This is a genomic window from Pseudomonas sp. P4_C8 (assembly GCF_056401975.1).
Window position 1 is genome coordinate 39,841 of the sequence record NZ_JBFUIH010000009.1, and the last position, 16,680, is coordinate 56,520.

Genomic DNA, 16,680 nt, shown 5'->3' on the forward strand with positions numbered 1-16,680 from the left:
GAAAGCCTTGACCGGGGTCATGGCGCGTTGCAATGACCCCCTGCTTTCTCCATACTTGCGGCCGATTTTTACTCCTAATAAAACACCCAAACCGTGGAACCTTAGAATGAGCACAGCAATCAGTCCGACTGCTTATAACTATAAGGTAGTCCGCCAGTTCGCCATCATGACGGTGGTCTGGGGGATCCTTGGCATGGGGCTCGGTGTCTTCATCGCCTCACAGCTTGTATGGCCGGAATTGAACTTCGGTCTGCCGTGGACGACTTTTGGACGCTTACGCCCGTTGCACACCAACCTGGTGATTTTCGCCTTCGGTGGTTGTGCACTGTTTGCCACTTCTTATTACGTCGTGCAGCGAACCTGCCAAACGCGACTGATTTCCGACAGCCTCGCGGCCTTCCACTTCTGGGGATGGCAAGCGGTGATCGTCGGTGCCGGCATTACTTTGCCGCTGGGCTACACCACCAGCAAGGAATACGCGGAGCTGGAATGGCCTCTGGCTATTTTGCTGGCCGTTGTCTGGATCGTTTACGCACTGGTGTTCTTTGGCACCATCGTCAAGCGCAAGACCAAGCACATCTATGTCGGTAACTGGTTCTACGGCGCCTTCATCGTCGTGACTGCGATGCTGCACATCGTCAACCACATGTCGCTGCCGGTCAGCCTGTTCAAGTCCTACTCGGCTTACGCCGGTGCGACTGACGCGATGATCCAGTGGTGGTACGGCCACAACGCGGTCGGTTTCTTCCTGACCACCGGCTTCCTGGGGATGATGTACTACTTCGTTCCGAAACAGGCCGAGCGTCCGATCTACTCCTATCGCCTGTCTATCGTGCACTTCTGGGCGCTGATCACCCTGTACATCTGGGCCGGTCCGCACCACCTGCACTACACCGCTCTGCCGGACTGGGCTCAGTCGCTGGGCATGGCAATGTCGATCATTCTGCTGGCACCAAGCTGGGGCGGCATGATCAACGGCATGATGACCCTCTCGGGCGCCTGGCATAAGCTGCGCACCGACCCGATCCTGCGCTTCCTGGTCGTGTCGCTGGCGTTCTACGGCATGTCGACCTTCGAAGGCCCGATGATGGCCATCAAGACCGTCAACGCGCTGTCTCACTACACCGACTGGACCATCGGCCACGTACACGCCGGCGCCTTGGGCTGGGTAGCGATGATCTCGATCGGCGCGGTTTACCACATGATCCCGAAACTGTTCGGTCGCCCGCAGATGTACAGCGTCGGCCTGATCAACGCGCACTTCTGGCTCGCGACCATCGGCACCGTTCTGTACATCGCTTCGATGTGGGTCAACGGCATCACCCAGGGTCTGATGTGGCGTGCAATCAACGATGACGGCACCCTCACCTACTCGTTCGTCGAAGCGCTGCAAGCCAGCCACCCTGGCTTCATCGTTCGCGCCCTGGGCGGTGCGTTCTTTGCCAGCGGCATGCTGTTCATGGCCTACAACGTATGGCGTACCGTACGCGCCTCGAACCCGGCAGAAGCCAAAGCCGCCGAACAGATCGCTGTAGTTGGAGCTCACTGATGAAGCATGAAGCAGTCGAGAAGAATATTGGCCTGCTGGCCTTCTTCATGGTTATCGCCGTCAGCATCGGCGGCCTGACCCAGATCGTTCCGCTGTTTTTCCAGGACGTCACCAACAAGCCGGTCGAAGGCATGAAGCCGCGCCCCGCCCTTGAACTGGAAGGCCGCGATATCTACATCGCCAACGGCTGTGTCGGCTGCCACTCGCAGATGATCCGCCCGTTCCGTGCTGAAACCGAACGTTACGGCCACTACTCGGTCGCCGGTGAAAGCGTCTGGGATCACCCGTTCCTGTGGGGTTCCAAGCGTACCGGTCCGGACCTGGCCCGTGTCGGCGGTCGTTACTCTGATGACTGGCAGCGTGCGCATTTGTACAACCCGCGTAACGTGGTGCCTGAGTCGGTCATGCCGGCTTACCCGTTCCTCGTGGAAAACAAGCTCGACGGCAAAGACACCGCCAAGAAAATGGAAGTTTTGCGCGCGCTCGGCGTCCCTTACACCGACGAAGACATCGCCGGTGCCAAGGATGCTGTGAAGGGCAAAACCGAAATGGACGCGCTGGTGGCCTATCTGCAAGGCCTGGGCACCATCATCAAAAGCAAACGGTGATTTAGATGGATATCGGGATGATTCGTGGCCTGGGCACCGTTGTTGTGATGGTGGCCTTCATCGGTCTGGCGTTGTGGGTGTTCAGCCCCAAGCGCAAGTCGGAGTTTGAAGACGCGACCTTGCTGCCTTTCGCGGATGATCCCGAAGCCATCAAGCACGTCGAGCAAGCTTCTAGGAGTAACAAAGAATGACTACATTCTGGAGTCTGTACGTCACAGTCCTCACTCTCGGCACCATCTTCGCCCTGACCTGGCTGCTGCTGTCCACCCGCAAGGGTCAGCGCACCGAGCAGACGGAAGATACGGTTGGACACTCCTTCGACGGGATTGAGGAGTACGACAACCCACTGCCAAAATGGTGGTTCATGCTGTTCGTGGGCACCATCATTTTCGCCTTGGGCTATCTGGTGTTGTACCCGGGCCTGGGCAACTGGAAAGGCTTGCTGCCGGGTTACAGCTACCTCGATACAGAGAAGCAGACCGCGTTCGCCAACGGCCAGACCGGCTGGACCGGCGTACACGAGTGGGAAAAGGAAATGGCCAAGTCGGACGCCAAGTTCGGCCCGATCTTCGCCAAGTTCGCTTCCATGCCTATCGAAGAAGTCGCCAAAGACCCGCAAGCCCTGAAGATGGGTGGCCGTCTGTTTGCCTCCAACTGCTCGGTCTGCCACGGTTCCGACGCCAAGGGCGCTTACGGTTTTCCTAACCTGACTGACGCTGATTGGCGTTGGGGCGGCGAAGCACAAACCATCAAGACCACCATCATGGGCGGCCGCCACGCGGTCATGCCGGCATGGGCGGACGTGATCGGCGAGCAAGGCGTTTCCGACGTTGCAGCGTTTGTACTGACCAACCTCGATGGCCGCAAACTGCCGGAAGGCACCAAGGCTGACCCGGTTGCCGGCCAGAAGCTGTTCGCTGCCAACTGCGTGGCCTGCCACGGTCCGGAAGGCAAAGGTACGCCAGCGATGGGCGCACCGAACCTGACTCACCCGAGCGCGTTCATCTACGGTTCGAGCTTCGCTCAACTGCAGCAGACCATCCGTTACGGCCGTCAGGGCCAGATGCCTGCGCAAGAACAGCTGCAAGGCAACGACAAGGTTCACCTGCTGGCCGCTTACGTCTACAGCCTCTCTCAAGGTGAGAAAGCACTGGCGACAGACGCTCAGTAAGACACACGCTTAAGGCAACAAAAAAACGGCCCCGCCAATGAGAATTGGCGGGGCCGTTTTGTTTCAATCGCATTAATACAGCGACCGATGGTAGCGCTCTGCATCCCTTCTGAGGTTGCCTGACAACCTGCCGAGTAGTAACGTTTCTACAAAGCATTTTCAGGAGGGACACACATGATGGCCATCACCACCATTTCCAGCCGTGAATTCAATCAGGACACAAGTAGTGCCAAAAAAGCCACGCTTCAGGGGCCGGTTATCATCACCGACCGTGGCAGACCTGCCCACGTACTGCTAAGCATTGAGGAGTACCAAAAACTGACCGGCATCAACGCAAACATTGTCGACCTGTTGGTGATGCCGGAAGCGGCAGACATCGAGTTCGACACCGAGCGTGCCGTCATCAATCATCGACCCGTGGACCTGTCCTGATGTTCTTGCTCGACACCAACGTAATATCCGAATTACGCAAACCCCAGGCAGACGCAAACGTCGTCGCCTGGGCCAAAAGTATCATCGCCCCACGAATGTTTATTTCAGCCATTACCTTGAAGGAACTGGAGACCGGGGTGCTGCGAATGGAGCGGCGCGATCCCGTCCAGGGAAAGGTATTGCGCACCTGGCTAAAACGACACGTGATACCGGCCTTCGATGCCAGAATCCTGCCGATCGATGCCGCCGTGGCATTGCGCTGTGCCAGCCTGCATGTTCCGGACCGCGCCAACGAAAGCGATGCCCTGATCGCTGCGACGGCACTCGTTCACGGGCTTACAGTGGTCACCCGTAACACCAGCGACTTTCAATCCAGCGGTGTTGCGCTGATCAACCCATGGGACGAATGAACCCGCCGCCCTGCAAAACCGTCCATAATTCACAAGTCAATTGATTCAAGTCATTACACCGTCAGTTGATTTCCACCAACGTGACCAAAGGTCGCACCCTTGTGCCAGAGCTTCAGGCGTATCATTGCGCCACTGCAACACCCCTTTTTGACCGCGGTTGGCATGTACTGACCGGGGCATTTTTCCACTGCCGTGGGATGCAACGATGAGCAACCAGATTCCGGTACACGACGTCACTCCACCCAACAAGAACGCGAACAACAGCGTCGACCTCTACGCCTCTCGAGAAAAGATCTACACCCGCGCTTTCACTGGCCTTTTCCGCAATCTGCGGATGATGGGCGGCGCCTTTTTGTTTCTGTTGTATTTCGGCACGGTCTGGCTGAACTGGGGCGGTCATCAAGCCGTCTGGTGGAACCTGCCGGAGCGTAAATTCTTTATTTTTGGTGCAACGTTCTGGCCTCAGGATTTCATCCTGTTGTCGGGGATTTTGATTATCAGTGCCTTCGGCCTGTTCTTCATTACGGTGTACGCCGGTCGCGTGTGGTGCGGTTATACCTGCCCGCAAAGCGTCTGGACGTGGATTTTCATGTGGTGCGAAAAAGTCACCGAAGGCGACCGCAACCAGCGCATCAAGCTCGACAAAGCGCCGATGAGCGCCAACAAACTCCTGCGTAAATTCAGCAAGCATTCGATGTGGCTGTTGATCGGTTTTGTGACCGGCCTGACCTTTGTCGGTTACTTCTCGCCGATCCGTGAACTGGTGTTCGACTTCTTCACCGGCGAAGCAGATGGCTGGTCGTATTTCTGGGTCGGTTTCTTCACCCTCGCCACCTACGGCAACGCCGGCTGGCTGCGCGAGCAAGTGTGCATTTACATGTGCCCGTACGCTCGTTTCCAGAGCGTGATGTTCGACAAGGACACACTGATCGTTTCCTACGATCCACGTCGTGGCGAGTCCCGTGGCCCGCGCAAGAAAGGCATCGACTACAAGGCACAAGGCCTGGGCGATTGCATCGATTGCACCATGTGCGTCCAGGTCTGCCCGACCGGCATCGACATCCGCGACGGCCTGCAAATCGAGTGCATCGGTTGCGCCGCCTGTATCGACGCATGCGATGCCATCATGGACAAGATGGACTACCCACGTGGCCTGATCAGCTACACCACCGAACACAACCTGTCCGGGCAAAAAACCCATAAACTGCGCCCGCGCCTGATCGGCTATGCCTTGGTGCTGCTGACGATGATTTCGTTGTTGATCACCGCGTTCTTCATGCGTTCGCTGGTCGGTTTCGACGTCAGTAAAGACCGCGTGCTGTACCGCGAGAATGCCGAAGGCCGAATCGAAAACGTCTACAGCTTGAAAATCATGAACAAAGACCAGCGCGACCACACTTACGTGCTGGAGGCCACCGGTTTGCCGGACCTCAAGCTGCAAGGCAAGCGCGAGATCAAAGTCGCGGCCGGGGAAATATTCAGCCAGCCGGTAGAGTTGTCCAGCGCACCGGAAAAACTGCCATCGAGCACCAACGAGGTGAAATTCATCCTCAAGGATGCCGATGACGACAGCGTTCACGTTGAAGCCAAGAGCCGATTCATCGGCCCACAAATTCGTTGAGAGAAGTCGCCATGCCCGCAGCATCTGCCGCAAGTCCCTGGTACAAGCACCTTTGGCCGTGGATCATCATCGGGATTCTGGCCTGTTCGGTGACCCTGACCTTGTCCATGGTGACCATCGCGGTGAATCACCCGATCGACCTGGTGAACGACAACTACTACGAGGCTGGCAAAGGCATCAATCGCTCACTCGACCGTGAACTGCTGGCCCAGACCCTGCAACTGCGCGCCAGTGTTCATCTGGATGGCATAACCGGTGAAGTCGACCTGCACCTGAGCGGCAACAGCCAACCGAAAACCCTCGAACTGAATCTGATCTCGCCGACTCAGCCGGAGAAGGATCGCAAAATCACCCTCGTCCACAGCGACACAGAACAGGGCCGCTACATTGGTCAACTGAGCGACAAGGTCGAAGGCCGTCGCTTTGTAGAGTTGCTGGGGGTCGAAGGCGACAAGACCTGGCGCATGTTCGAAGAAGAACCGGTCAGCCACGACAAAGACCTGCTGCTGGGCGATGAACCGCTGCAAGGTGCCGAAGACCTGAAAAAGTAAAGTCGCGCTTCGCGCATCGCGAGCAGGCTCACTCCCACAGTGGATCTCTGGTGTACACAGACCTTGTGCATGACATCGATCACATGTGGGAGCGAGCCTGCTCGCGATGAGGCCCACCCGAACGATATAGACTCCACCTCATGACCACTCCAACCCCCTGCTTCCACTGCGCCCTGCCCGTCCCGGCCGGCAGCCGCTTCACCGCTGCGGTCCTGGGTGATACCCGCGAGTTTTGCTGCCCGGGTTGCCAGGCGGTGGCCGAAGCTATCGTGGCGGGTGGGCTGGAAAGCTATTACCAGCATCGCAGCGAGTCCTCGGCCAACCCCGAAGCCTTGCCGGTGCAGTTGGTGGACGAACTGGCGCTGTACGACCGCGCCGACGTGCAAGCACCTTTCGTGCGCCACGACGGCGACCTCGCCGAGACCACCTTGTTGATGGAAGGCATCAGCTGCGCCGCGTGCGGCTGGTTGATCGAGAAACACCTGCGCGGCTTGCCGGCAGTGGCCGAAGCACGGCTGAACCTGTCCAATCATCGCTTGCACGTACGCTGGGCCGACGCGCAATTACCGTTGAGCCAAGTCCTCAGTGAGTTGCGCCATATCGGTTACGCCGCCCACCCTTATCAAGCCGACCGCGCCAGCGAACAACTGGCCAGCGAAAACCGTCTGGCCTTGCGTCAACTCGGTGTCGCCGGGCTGCTGTGGTTCCAGGCGATGATGGCGACCATGGCCACCTGGCCGGAATTCAACATCGACCTCAGCCCCGAGTTGCACACCATTTTGCGCTGGGTCGCGCTGTTTCTGACCACACCGATCGTGTTCTACAGCTGTGCGCCGTTCTTCAAAGGGGCAATGCGCGACTTGCGCACCCGCCACCTGACCATGGACGTGTCGGTGTCGCTGGCGATTGGCAGCGCCTACCTCGCCGGGATCTGGACCTCGATCACCGGTGCCGGTGAGCTGTATTTCGATGCGGTCGGGATGTTTGCGCTGTTCCTTCTTGCCGGCCGCTATCTGGAACGCCGAGCCCGCGAGCGCACCGCCGCCGCTACCGCACAACTGGTCAACCTGCTGCCCGCTTCTTGCCTGCGCCTGAACACTGACGGCCAGAGCGAGCGAATCCTGCTCACCGAGTTACGTGTGGGGGATCAGGTACTGGTTCACCCTGGCGCGATTCTGCCGGCGGACGGCAAGATTCTCGATGGCCAGTCGAGCATCGACGAGTCGCTGCTGACCGGCGAATACCTGCCGCAACCGCGAACGCCAGGCGACGCAGTGACCGCCGGCACGCTGAACGTTGAAGGGGCGTTGACGGTGCAAGTGTTGGCACTGGGCCAGGACACGCGACTGTCCGCCATTGTCCGCCTGCTGGACCGCGCACAAGCCGAAAAGCCGCGCCTGGCGGAAATCGCCGACCGTGCCGCGCAGTGGTTTTTGCTGTTGTCGCTGATTGCCGCTGCTGCCATTGGTCTGTTGTGGTGGGAACTCGATTCATCGCGAGCCTTCTGGATTGTGCTGGCCATGCTCGTCGCCACCTGCCCGTGCGCTTTGTCCCTCGCGACGCCAACCGCGCTGACCGCCGCCACCGGTACGCTGCACAAACTCGGTCTGTTGCTGACGCGCGGTCATGTGCTGGAAGGCTTGAACCAGATCGACACGGTAATCTTCGACAAGACCGGCACCCTCACTGAAGGTCGTCTGGCATTGCGTTCAATCCGCCCCCTTGGCGCACTCGACAGTGACCGCTGCCTGAGCCTCGCTGCCGCACTGGAAAACCGCTCCGAACACCCGATCGCCCGAGCCTTTGGCCGCGCGCCACTGGCCGCAGAAGAAGTCCACAGCACGCCGGGGCTGGGTCTTGAGGGCCTGGTCGGCGTCCAGCGATTGCGAATTGGCCAGCCAGGTTTTGTCTGCGAACTCAGTGGCGCATCCGTGCCCTTGATGCCCGATGAAGCGGGCCAATGGTTGCTGCTCGGCGACACTCAAGGTCCACTGGCGTGGTTTGTCCTCGACGACCGTTTGCGCGCCGATGCCCCGGCATTGCTGCAAGCCTGCAAGGCGCGGGGCTGGCGAACCTTGCTGCTGTCCGGCGACAGCTCGCCGATGGTCGCCAGTGTCGCTGCTGAGCTGGGTATCGACGAGGCCCGTGGTGGTTTACGTCCGGACGACAAACTGCAGGTCCTGCAACAACTGCACAAGGAAGGCCGCAAGGTGTTGATGCTCGGTGACGGGGTCAACGACGTGCCGGTGCTGGCTGCTGCCGACATCAGTGTGGCGATGGGCTCGGCCACCGATCTGGCGAAAACCAGCGCCGATGCCGTGTTACTGTCCAACCGCCTCGATGCGCTGGTGCAAGCCTTCAGTTTGGCGCGGCGAACCCGTCGGATTATCATCGAGAACCTGCTGTGGGCCGGGTTGTACAATGGCCTCATGTTGCCGTTCGCTGCCTTGGGCTGGATTACGCCCGTCTGGGCCGCCGTCGGCATGTCGATCAGTTCGTTGACCGTGGTGCTGAACGCCCTGCGCCTGACTCGCCTGCCGAGCATGCCGGCCGCCTCCGCCACGCCAGAAACCCGCCCGCTGCCGGCCTGAGCCGACGCGGGCATGGAGTCCACCCATGCCAGCTCTATACGTGATGATCCCGGCCGCATTGCTGCTCGTGGCCATCGCTGTCTACATCTTCTTCTGGGCAGTTGACAGCGGCCAGTACGACGACCTCGACGGCCCGGCCCACAGCATTCTGTTCGACGACCAGGACCCGGCCCACAAAGCAGCGGTCGATGAAGCCAGCGGCCATCCGGCCAAGCCGGACGACAAGGCGCAGCCTCATGCTTGAATTGGCGCCACTGCTGGTGTCCGCGGTAATTCTCGGTTTGCTCGGGGGCGGCCATTGCCTGGGCATGTGCGGCGGCTTGATGGGCGCGCTGACCCTGGCGATTCCCAAGGAACAACGCAGCCGGCGCTTTCGACTGCTGCTGGCTTACAACCTGGGACGAATCCTCAGCTATGCCACGGCCGGCCTGCTGATCGGTCTGGCGGGCTGGGCCGTGGCCAACAGCCCGGCAGCCATGTTTATGCGGGTCATTGCCGGTTTACTGTTGATTGCCATGGGCCTGTACCTCGCCGGCTGGTGGAGCGGTCTGACCCGCATCGAAAGCCTGGGCCGCGGCCTGTGGCGACATATCCAACCGATCGCCAACACATTGCTGCCGGTGTCGAGCCTGCCCCGAGCCTTGCTGCTGGGTGCGCTTTGGGGCTGGCTACCGTGCGGGTTGGTTTACAGCACGTTGTTGTGGTCGGCCAGCCAGGGTAATGCGCTGGACAGTGCGTTATTAATGCTCGCCTTCGGACTGGGCACCTGGCCAGTGCTGCTCGCCACGGGTCTGGCCGCGGAGCGGGTGACGGCGCTGTTACGCAAACGCAGCGTACGCATGACGGGTGGGTTGCTGGTGATGCTGTTTGGCATATGGACCTTGCCGGGGCCGCATCAGCATTGGCTTATGGGGCATTAGATCGGCGGTGCCCCATTCGCGAGCAGGCTCCGGGCGGCGTTCCGACGAAGAGGTTTTCACCAAGCGAGCAGATCTTGACCTTGACACAAATCAACATGCCCAACCGCCTCAGCCCCTAGACTCGCAGTCACTGCCAGCCTATCCGGGGGAATGCCCGCATGATGCTCGACGCCATTCGTTGGGACACCGATCTGATCCGCCGTTATGACCTGGCGGGACCGCGCTACACCTCTTATCCGACTGCGGTGCAATTCAACAGTCAGGTCGGCTCGTTCGACCTGCTCCACGCGCTGCGCGACAGCCGCAAGGCCATGCGCCCGTTGTCGCTGTACGTGCACGTGCCGTTTTGCGCGAACATTTGCTACTACTGTGCCTGCAACAAAGTCATCACCAAGGACCGTGGCCGTGCCCTGCCCTACTTGCAGCGTCTTGAGCAGGAAATCCAGCTGATCGCCTGTCACCTCGACCCGACGCAGAAGGTCGAACAACTGCACTTTGGCGGCGGCACCCCGACTTTTCTCAGCCACGATGAACTGCGCCAGTTGATGGCCCGGTTACGCAAAAGCTTCAACTTGCTGGATGACGATTCCGGCGACTACGGCATCGAAATCGACCCTCGCGAAGCCGACTGGTCGACCATGGGCTTGCTGCGCGAACTGGGCTTCAACCGCGTCAGCATTGGCCTGCAAGACCTCGACCCGGCCGTGCAACGGGCAGTCAATCGCCTGCAAAGCCTGGAAGAAACCCGTGCCGTGATCGACGCTGCCCGGACCCTGCAATTTCGTTCGATCAACATCGATCTGATCTATGGCTTGCCCAGGCAGACGCCCGAAAATTTCGCCCGCACAGTCGATGAAGTCATCAACCTGCAACCGGATCGGCTCTCGGTATTCAATTACGCGCATTTGCCGGAACGCTTCATGCCGCAGCGGCGCATCAACAGCGACGAGCTGCCAACGCCGGCGCAGAAGCTGGAAATGCTCCAAAGCACCATCGAACAACTGACCGCAGCCGGCTACCGCTACATCGGCATGGACCACTTTGCCCTGCCCGACGACGAACTGGCGATTGCCCAGGAAGAATCGACCCTGCAACGCAACTTTCAGGGCTACACCACCCACGGGCATTGCGATTTGATCGGTTTGGGGGTGTCAGCCATCAGCCAGATCGGTGATCTGTACTGCCAGAACACCACCGACCTGGCGCAATATCAGAACACCCTGGACGCAGCTCAACTGGCCACCAGTCGTGGCCTGGTGTGTAACGCCGATGACCGTTTGCGGCGGGCGGTGATACAGCAACTGATCTGCAATTTCAGCCTGGAATTCATCGCGATTGAAGAGGCTTACAACATCGACTTTCGCGGCTACTTTGGCCAACTTTGGCCGCAGCTTCAGACCATGGCCGATGACGGCTTGATCACCCTCGACAACGAACGAATCACCGTTCTGCCGGCGGGTCGTTTGCTGGTTCGGTCGGTGTGCATGGCGTTTGATGCCTATCTGCAACAGCTCAACCACCAGCGGTTTTCCCGGGTGATCTAGCTTTGCCCAGCACCGCCAGACACCACCCTATATCGTGTCGTGACAATATCTGCGCAAACTGGCCCGAACGCCCTCCCGTGGGTTACCCTTACGTCTTATGTGTGTTTTCCCACAAGGATTGAAGAAATGTCCGAGCCAGTCAAACTGCGTGCTCATAACCAGGCCCATTGCAAGGATTGCAGCCTCGCGCCCCTGTGTTTACCGCTGTCTCTGAACCTGGAAGACATGGATGCGCTGGACGACATCGTCAAACGTGGCCGCCCGCTGAAAAAAGGTGAGTTCCTGTTTCGCCAGGGCGATACCTTCGATTGCGTCTACGCAGTACGCTCCGGCGCCCTCAAGACGTTCAGCCTGAGCGACAGCGGTGAAGAGCAACTCACCGGTTTCCACCTGCCGAGTGAACTGGTCGGCCTGTCGGGCATGGACACCGAAAAGCATCCCGTGTCGGCGCAAGCGCTGGAAACGACCTCGGTGTGCGAGATCCCTTTCGACCGCCTCGACGAGCTGGCCCTGCAACTGCCGCAACTGCGCCGTCAGTTGATGCGCGTCATGAGCCGCGAGATTCGTGAAGATCAACAAATGATGTTGCTGCTGTCGAAAAAAACCGCCGACGAGCGTATCGCCACGTTCCTGGTGAACCTGTCGGCACGTTTTCGCGCCCGCGGTTTCTCGGCCAACCAGTTCCGCCTGAGCATGTCGCGCAACGAAATCGGCAACTACCTGGGGCTGGCGGTGGAAACCGTGTCCCGGGTCTTCACCCGTTTCCAGCAAAACGAATTGATCGCTGCCGAAGGCAAGGAAATCCATATCCTCGACCCAATCCAGCTCTGCGCGTTGGCCGGCGGCTCTGTCGAAGGCTGATTGCAACCATTGCGGCTGAGCGAAACCGTTCAGCCGCCGTTATACTGCGACGTTTGCAGCCTGCCAGGATTCCTCGACTATGGCCTTCGACTCCTTCGACATCAAATCCCTGATCCGCCCCGTGATCGACTTTCCCAAGCCAGGCGTGATCTTTCGTGACATCACCCCGTTGTTTCAATCGCCCACGGCCCTGCGCCTGGTGATGGACAGCTTTGCCCATCGCTATGTCGAAGCCGATTTCACCCACATCGGGGCGATGGATGCGCGTGGTTTCCTGATCGGTTCGGTGCTGGCGTATCAGCTGAACAAACCGCTGGTGCTGTTCCGCAAGCAAGGCAAACTACCGGCCGAAGTGTTGGCCGAAGGTTACGCGACCGAGTACGGCGAAGCGTTTCTCGAAGTGCATGCCGACAGTCTGTGCGAGGGCGATTCGGTGGTGATGTTCGATGACCTGATCGCCACTGGCGGCACGCTCATTGCGGCGGCGAACCTGATTCGGCGCATGGGCGCGCGGGTTCATGAAGCGGCGGCGATTATTGACTTGCCGGAGCTGGGTGGGTCGCAGCGCTTGGAAGATATGGGTATCCCGACGTTCTGCCTGACGCAATTTGCGTTGAGCGATAAGTAAGCGGCGACTTTAAAATCGCCATCGCGAGCAGGCTCACTCCTACAGGGGTTTTGTGAACGCCACAAATCCAGTGTAGGAGTGAGCCTGCTCGCGATGGCGTCAGTAGCAACACCGCACAGCTCCAATTTGATTAAAGCCCCATCTGCTTACTGATAATCTCGTTCATCACTTCCCGCGTCCCGCCACCAATCGACAGAATTCGGTTATCCCGGTACAGCCGCTCCACCAGGCTTTCGCGCATATAACCCAAACCACCCAAGATCTGCACCGCATCGTTAACGATACGGTCCGCCGTGTCGGTGGCGAAATTCTTGGCCATCGAAATTTCCTTGATCACACTCTGCCCCGCCGCCATCTTCGCCGCTTGGCGATAGGTAAACTCCCGAGACACTTCCAGCGCGGTCGCCATCTCGGCGAGGCGGTGTTTGAGCACCTGGAATTTGCCGATGGGTTTACCGAAGGCTTCACGCTGACGCGCCCATTTCAGGCTCTCCTCCAGCGCAAGCTGCGCGGTCATGTTGGCCATCAGCGCCAGCGCCAGACGCTCACTCTGAAAATTGCCCATGATGCAGGCGAAGCCCATGTTTTCTGCGCCGATCAGATTGCCGACTGGCACCCGGCAATCGTCGAAAAACAACTCAGCCGTGTCCGACGCCCACCAGCCCATTTTCTTCAACTGACGGCCAACGGTGAAACCGGGCGTGCCCTTCTCGATCAACAACAGGCTGATGCCACCAAAACCCGGCTCGCCGGTGCGCACCGCAACGGTGTAGAAATCGGCACGAACGCCGCTGGTGATAAAGGTTTTGCTGCCGCTGACCCGGTAGAAGTCACCGTCACGCACGGCACGGGTTTGCAGGTTGGCGACGTCGGATCCGCCGCTTGGTTCGGTGACGGCCAGGGCGCTGATCTTCTCGCCGGACAACACCAGTGGCACGACACGATCGCGGATTTCGGGCTTGGCCCACTTGAGGATGGGTGGCAGGCCGATGTCCAGCGAACCGAGACCGGCCACCAGTCCGCCAGAACCACAGCGCATCAGCTCTTCGCTGGCGGCGACCTTGGCGAACAGATCACCTTCATGACTGCCACCCAGCGCTTCGGGGTAGCCAATACCCAGAATCCCGGCGGCACCGGCCTTGAGATAGAGCTCACGGGGAAAGCTTTCAGCTTCCTCCCACTGATCAATGTCCGGGAGAATTTCACGCTCGACGAAACGTCTGACGCTGTCGCGGACCAATTGGTGGCTGGGATCGAAGTATTCCTGAAAGGCAGGCATCGGCGAACTCCACTGAAGGTTCAGTGACGTTAACCGAGCGCTTGCTTGGTTTTCAACAGGAATGTGTGAATCAGGGGGAACCGAGGTGCGCCCTTCGCTGGCAAGCCAGCTCCTACACTGGATCTATGTCACGCCAAAAAACCCTGTAGGAGCGGCGGTGCGACGATTCGACTTGCCCGCGAAGGGGCCCGTTCAGACACTACAAAGCGATCGGCTTACGCCCGGCAAACGAATGCGCCAACGTCCCGCCATCCACCAATTCCAACTCGCCGCCCAACGGCACACCATGGGCGATACGCGAGGCTATCAGGCCTTTATTGCTGAGCAACTGTGCGATGTAGTGCGCCGTCGCCTCGCCTTCCACCGTCGGGTTGGTCGCGAGGATGACTTCCGTAAAGCTCCCGGCCTCTTCGATCCGCGCCATCAATTGCGGGATTCCAATCGCCTCAGGCCCGAGACCATCAAGCGGGGACAAATGCCCTTTGAGGACGAAGTAACGACCACGGAACCCGGTCTGCTCCACCGCGTAAACATCCATCGGCCCTTCCACCACACACAATAAGGTGTCGTCGCGACGGGTATCCGCGCACTGCGGGCAAAGGTCGTCTTCGGTCAGCGTGCGGCATAACCGGCAATGGCCCACCCCTTCCATGGCCTGGCTCAAGGCCGACGCCAGTCGCAAACCACCGCTGCGATCACGTTCAAGCAGTTGCAGCGCCATGCGCTGGGCGGTTTTCTGACCTACGCCCGGCAAAATTCGCAGGGCATCGATCAGTTGGCGAATCAAAGGGCTGAAGCTCATGGGGAAACGTCCGACAAAACAACGAGACGCGGTTTATACCCGCGCCTCTCTTTAGCGTCAAATACTCAGTCTTGCGCGACCCGCACCACCAGTTTGCCGAAGTTGCGCCCTTCCAGCAGACCGATGAACGCTTCGGGCGCCTGCTCCAGGCCATCGACCACGTCTTCGCGGAATTTCACCTTGCCATCACGGACCCACGGCGCCATGGCACTGATGAATTCCGGCTGACGGTCACCATAGTCGTCGAACACGATGAAGCCCTGAATCCGCACGCGCTTGGTCAAAAGCGTCCGTTGCAATTGCGGCAGGCGATCCGGGCCGGTTGGTGCTTCGTGGGCGTTGTAGGAAGCGATCAGGCCACACAACGGAATCCGCGCTTTGGCATTGAGCAGCGGCACCACCGCGTCGAACACCTTGCCGCCGACGTTCTCATAGTAAATGTCGATACCGCTGAAGCACGCCTGCGCCAACTCATCGGCAAAGTTCGGGCTCTTGTGGTCAACGCATGCATCAAAGCCTAATTCGTCGACGACATAACGGCATTTTTCCGCACCACCGGCCACACCGACCACGCGCAGGCCCTTGATCTTCGCCACTTGGCCGACCACCGAACCCACCGCACCGGACGCCGCCGCAACCACAAGGGTTTCGCCGGCCTTCGGCTGGCCGATGTCCATCAAGCCCATATAAGCCGTCATGCCCGGCATGCCCAGCACACCCAAGGCCATCGATGGGGTCGGCAGCCCGGACGGCACCGGGATGATGTTGCGACCATCGCTGATGCTGTGGCTCTGCCAGCCGGTGGCACCCACCACCACATCACCTTCCTGAAATTTCGGGTTCGACGAGCGCTCGACCCGGCTGACAGCCCCACCGGTCATGACCTCACCGATTTCGACGGGTGCGGCGTAGGACGGCGCGTCACTCATGCGCCCCCGCATGTACGGGTCCAGCGAGAGGTAGAGGGTCTTGAGCAGCACCTGGCCGTCAGCGAGGTCCGGAAGCGCTTCCCTTTCCAGGCGGAAATTATCCGGCGTCGGCGCGCCAACCGGGCGGGACGCCAGGACGATACGTTGGTTGAGGGTCAATGCTTGTGGCATGTGAGCGTCTCCTTTTTATCGAGAATTGGGCGGTATAGGGGAGCAGACCGTTGTCGCGGTGTCCGGTTCGATGTTTCGTCAGTTTTACCGAGGTGACTTCATCGCTGGCAAGCCAGGCTCCTACAGGGATCACCTCAATCCTGCAGGAGTCTGGCTTGCCAGCGATGGCGACCTCAAGGCATCACACTTGTAACAGGCAAAAACAAAAATGCCAGGCGCGATGCCTGGCATTTTTTTGTAGCTCATCCGACGCGCTTTAGCGAATCAGAATGGCAGTTTCATGCCCGGCGGCAGTTGCATGCCAGCGGTCATGCCGGACATTTTGTCCTGGCTGTTGGCTTCGATCTTGCGCACGGCATCGTTGACGGCGGCGGCGACGACGGCTTCCAGCATCTCTTTGTCGTCTTCGCTCAGGCCTTCAACCAGGCTCGGGTCAATGGTCACGCTCTTGACGTCGTGACGACCGGTCATCACCACGGTGACCATGTCGCCACCCGCTTTACCGATGACTTCGGCGTTGGCCAGCTCTTCCTGCATCTTGGCCATTTTTTCCTGCATCTGCTGTGCCTGCTTCATCAGGCCGGCCATGCCACCTTTCATCATGGGAATCACC

The 16,680-nt window shown here is 59.5% G+C and carries 18 protein-coding genes; 14 read left to right on the forward strand and 4 right to left on the reverse strand.

Translation table 11 applies throughout. The features are described 5' to 3' along the window. Positions 1–106: 106 nt before the first annotated feature. The 14 genes from ccoN (at position 107) to AC1DWM_RS07720 (ending at position 12,886) form a co-directional block, all read left to right on the forward strand. Positions 107–1,549: a cytochrome-c oxidase, cbb3-type subunit I gene (gene ccoN / locus AC1DWM_RS07655; protein ID WP_223511738.1), complete on the forward strand. Its 1,443-nt coding sequence runs from the start codon at positions 107–109 to the stop codon at positions 1,547–1,549. After that, positions 1,549–2,157, forward strand: a complete 609-nt coding sequence (gene ccoO / locus AC1DWM_RS07660) for a cytochrome-c oxidase, cbb3-type subunit II (protein ID WP_223511739.1) — start codon at positions 1,549–1,551, stop codon at positions 2,155–2,157. The genes ccoN and ccoO overlap by 1 nt, the downstream gene beginning before the upstream one ends. Positions 2,158–2,162: 5 nt before the next feature. Beyond that, on the forward strand, positions 2,163–2,348 hold the full coding sequence (locus tag AC1DWM_RS07665) for a CcoQ/FixQ family Cbb3-type cytochrome c oxidase assembly chaperone (RefSeq protein WP_003175465.1): 186 nt from the start codon (positions 2,163–2,165) through the stop codon (positions 2,346–2,348). After that, a complete protein-coding gene (gene ccoP / locus AC1DWM_RS07670) occupies positions 2,345–3,328 on the forward strand; it encodes a cytochrome-c oxidase, cbb3-type subunit III (protein WP_223511740.1) in 984 nt (327 codons plus the stop codon). The genes AC1DWM_RS07665 and ccoP overlap by 4 nt, the downstream gene beginning before the upstream one ends. A gap of 177 nt (positions 3,329–3,505) precedes the next feature. Continuing rightward, positions 3,506–3,760: a type II toxin-antitoxin system Phd/YefM family antitoxin gene (locus AC1DWM_RS07675; protein WP_223511779.1), complete on the forward strand. Its 255-nt coding sequence runs from the start codon at positions 3,506–3,508 to the stop codon at positions 3,758–3,760. Further along, positions 3,760–4,170 carry a type II toxin-antitoxin system VapC family toxin gene (locus AC1DWM_RS07680; RefSeq protein ID WP_223511741.1) on the forward strand — a complete coding sequence of 137 codons (411 nt, stop codon included), beginning with the start codon at positions 3,760–3,762 and terminating at the stop codon, positions 4,168–4,170. Before AC1DWM_RS07675 ends, AC1DWM_RS07680 begins: the two co-directional genes overlap by 1 nt. A 205-nt stretch (positions 4,171–4,375) precedes the next feature. After that, positions 4,376–5,791 (forward strand): cytochrome c oxidase accessory protein CcoG, encoded by a 1,416-nt coding sequence (gene ccoG / locus AC1DWM_RS07685; RefSeq protein ID WP_223511742.1) that lies wholly within the window; start codon positions 4,376–4,378, stop codon positions 5,789–5,791. Positions 5,792–5,802: 11 nt separating this feature from the next. Further along, positions 5,803–6,342: a FixH family protein gene (locus AC1DWM_RS07690; RefSeq protein WP_223511743.1), complete on the forward strand. Its 540-nt coding sequence runs from the start codon at positions 5,803–5,805 to the stop codon at positions 6,340–6,342. A gap of 140 nt (positions 6,343–6,482) precedes the next feature. Next, complete coding sequence (locus tag AC1DWM_RS07695; RefSeq protein WP_477794939.1) at positions 6,483–8,933, forward strand: heavy metal translocating P-type ATPase; 2,451 nt, start codon at positions 6,483–6,485, stop codon at positions 8,931–8,933. A gap of 25 nt (positions 8,934–8,958) precedes the next feature. Next, positions 8,959–9,177: a cbb3-type cytochrome oxidase assembly protein CcoS gene (gene ccoS, locus AC1DWM_RS07700; RefSeq protein WP_477794940.1), complete on the forward strand. Its 219-nt coding sequence runs from the start codon at positions 8,959–8,961 to the stop codon at positions 9,175–9,177. Continuing rightward, positions 9,170–9,853 carry a sulfite exporter TauE/SafE family protein gene (locus AC1DWM_RS07705; RefSeq protein WP_223511747.1) on the forward strand — a complete coding sequence of 228 codons (684 nt, stop codon included), beginning with the start codon at positions 9,170–9,172 and terminating at the stop codon, positions 9,851–9,853. Before ccoS ends, AC1DWM_RS07705 begins: the two co-directional genes overlap by 8 nt. A gap of 161 nt (positions 9,854–10,014) precedes the next feature. After that, entirely contained in the window at positions 10,015–11,397 is a 1,383-nt protein-coding gene (gene hemN / locus AC1DWM_RS07710; protein ID WP_223511780.1) for an oxygen-independent coproporphyrinogen III oxidase, read from the forward strand. Between the two features lie 126 nt (positions 11,398–11,523). Continuing rightward, positions 11,524–12,258, forward strand: coding sequence for a fumarate/nitrate reduction transcriptional regulator Fnr (gene fnr / locus AC1DWM_RS07715; RefSeq protein ID WP_223511748.1), 735 nt, complete (start codon positions 11,524–11,526; stop codon positions 12,256–12,258). 79 nt (positions 12,259–12,337) lie between these two features. Continuing rightward, positions 12,338–12,886, forward strand: a complete 549-nt coding sequence (locus tag AC1DWM_RS07720) for an adenine phosphoribosyltransferase (protein WP_223511749.1) — start codon at positions 12,338–12,340, stop codon at positions 12,884–12,886. Between the two features lie 130 nt (positions 12,887–13,016). Here AC1DWM_RS07720 and AC1DWM_RS07725 read toward each other — a convergent pair whose 3' ends face one another. The 4 genes from AC1DWM_RS07725 to AC1DWM_RS07740 form a co-directional block, all read right to left on the reverse strand. Beyond that, on the reverse strand, positions 13,017–14,165 hold the full coding sequence (locus AC1DWM_RS07725) for an acyl-CoA dehydrogenase family protein (RefSeq protein ID WP_477794941.1): 1,149 nt from the start codon (positions 14,163–14,165) through the stop codon (positions 13,017–13,019). Positions 14,166–14,364: 199 nt separating this feature from the next. Continuing rightward, positions 14,365–14,967: a recombination mediator RecR gene (gene recR / locus AC1DWM_RS07730; protein ID WP_223511751.1), complete on the reverse strand. Its 603-nt coding sequence runs from the start codon at positions 14,965–14,967 to the stop codon at positions 14,365–14,367. 65 nt (positions 14,968–15,032) lie between these two features. Next, positions 15,033–16,067 carry an NADP-dependent oxidoreductase gene (locus tag AC1DWM_RS07735; protein WP_477794942.1) on the reverse strand — a complete coding sequence of 345 codons (1,035 nt, stop codon included), beginning with the start codon at positions 16,065–16,067 and terminating at the stop codon, positions 15,033–15,035. A 264-nt stretch (positions 16,068–16,331) separates the two neighbouring features. Beyond that, a complete protein-coding gene (locus AC1DWM_RS07740; protein WP_027921723.1) occupies positions 16,332–16,670 on the reverse strand; it encodes a YbaB/EbfC family nucleoid-associated protein in 339 nt (112 codons plus the stop codon). Positions 16,671–16,680: the final 10 nt, after the last annotated feature.

Excerpts from the sequence above, each read along its gene's own strand:
- ccoN (WP_223511738.1), top strand. The coding sequence starts at position 107 with ATGAGCACAGCAATCAGTCCGACTGCTTATAACTATAAGGTAGTCCGC.
- ccoO (WP_223511739.1), top strand. The coding sequence starts at position 1,549 with ATGAAGCATGAAGCAGTCGAGAAGAATATTGGCCTGCTGGCCTTCTTC.
- AC1DWM_RS07665 (WP_003175465.1), top strand. The coding sequence starts at position 2,163 with ATGGATATCGGGATGATTCGTGGCCTGGGCACCGTTGTTGTGATGGTG.
- ccoP (WP_223511740.1), top strand. The coding sequence starts at position 2,345 with ATGACTACATTCTGGAGTCTGTACGTCACAGTCCTCACTCTCGGCACC.
- AC1DWM_RS07675 (WP_223511779.1), top strand. The coding sequence starts at position 3,506 with ATGGCCATCACCACCATTTCCAGCCGTGAATTCAATCAGGACACAAGT.
- AC1DWM_RS07680 (WP_223511741.1), top strand. The coding sequence starts at position 3,760 with ATGTTCTTGCTCGACACCAACGTAATATCCGAATTACGCAAACCCCAG.
- ccoG (WP_223511742.1), top strand. The coding sequence starts at position 4,376 with ATGAGCAACCAGATTCCGGTACACGACGTCACTCCACCCAACAAGAAC.
- AC1DWM_RS07690 (WP_223511743.1), top strand. The coding sequence starts at position 5,803 with ATGCCCGCAGCATCTGCCGCAAGTCCCTGGTACAAGCACCTTTGGCCG.
- AC1DWM_RS07695 (WP_477794939.1), top strand. The coding sequence starts at position 6,483 with ATGACCACTCCAACCCCCTGCTTCCACTGCGCCCTGCCCGTCCCGGCC.
- ccoS (WP_477794940.1), top strand. The coding sequence starts at position 8,959 with ATGCCAGCTCTATACGTGATGATCCCGGCCGCATTGCTGCTCGTGGCC.
- AC1DWM_RS07705 (WP_223511747.1), top strand. The coding sequence starts at position 9,170 with ATGCTTGAATTGGCGCCACTGCTGGTGTCCGCGGTAATTCTCGGTTTG.
- hemN (WP_223511780.1), top strand. The coding sequence starts at position 10,015 with ATGCTCGACGCCATTCGTTGGGACACCGATCTGATCCGCCGTTATGAC.
- fnr (WP_223511748.1), top strand. The coding sequence starts at position 11,524 with ATGTCCGAGCCAGTCAAACTGCGTGCTCATAACCAGGCCCATTGCAAG.
- AC1DWM_RS07720 (WP_223511749.1), top strand. The coding sequence starts at position 12,338 with ATGGCCTTCGACTCCTTCGACATCAAATCCCTGATCCGCCCCGTGATC.
- AC1DWM_RS07725 (WP_477794941.1), bottom strand. The coding sequence starts at position 14,165 with ATGCCTGCCTTTCAGGAATACTTCGATCCCAGCCACCAATTGGTCCGC.
- recR (WP_223511751.1), bottom strand. The coding sequence starts at position 14,967 with ATGAGCTTCAGCCCTTTGATTCGCCAACTGATCGATGCCCTGCGAATT.
- AC1DWM_RS07735 (WP_477794942.1), bottom strand. The coding sequence starts at position 16,067 with ATGCCACAAGCATTGACCCTCAACCAACGTATCGTCCTGGCGTCCCGC.
- AC1DWM_RS07740 (WP_027921723.1), bottom strand. The coding sequence starts at position 16,670 with ATGATGAAAGGTGGCATGGCCGGCCTGATGAAGCAGGCACAGCAGATG.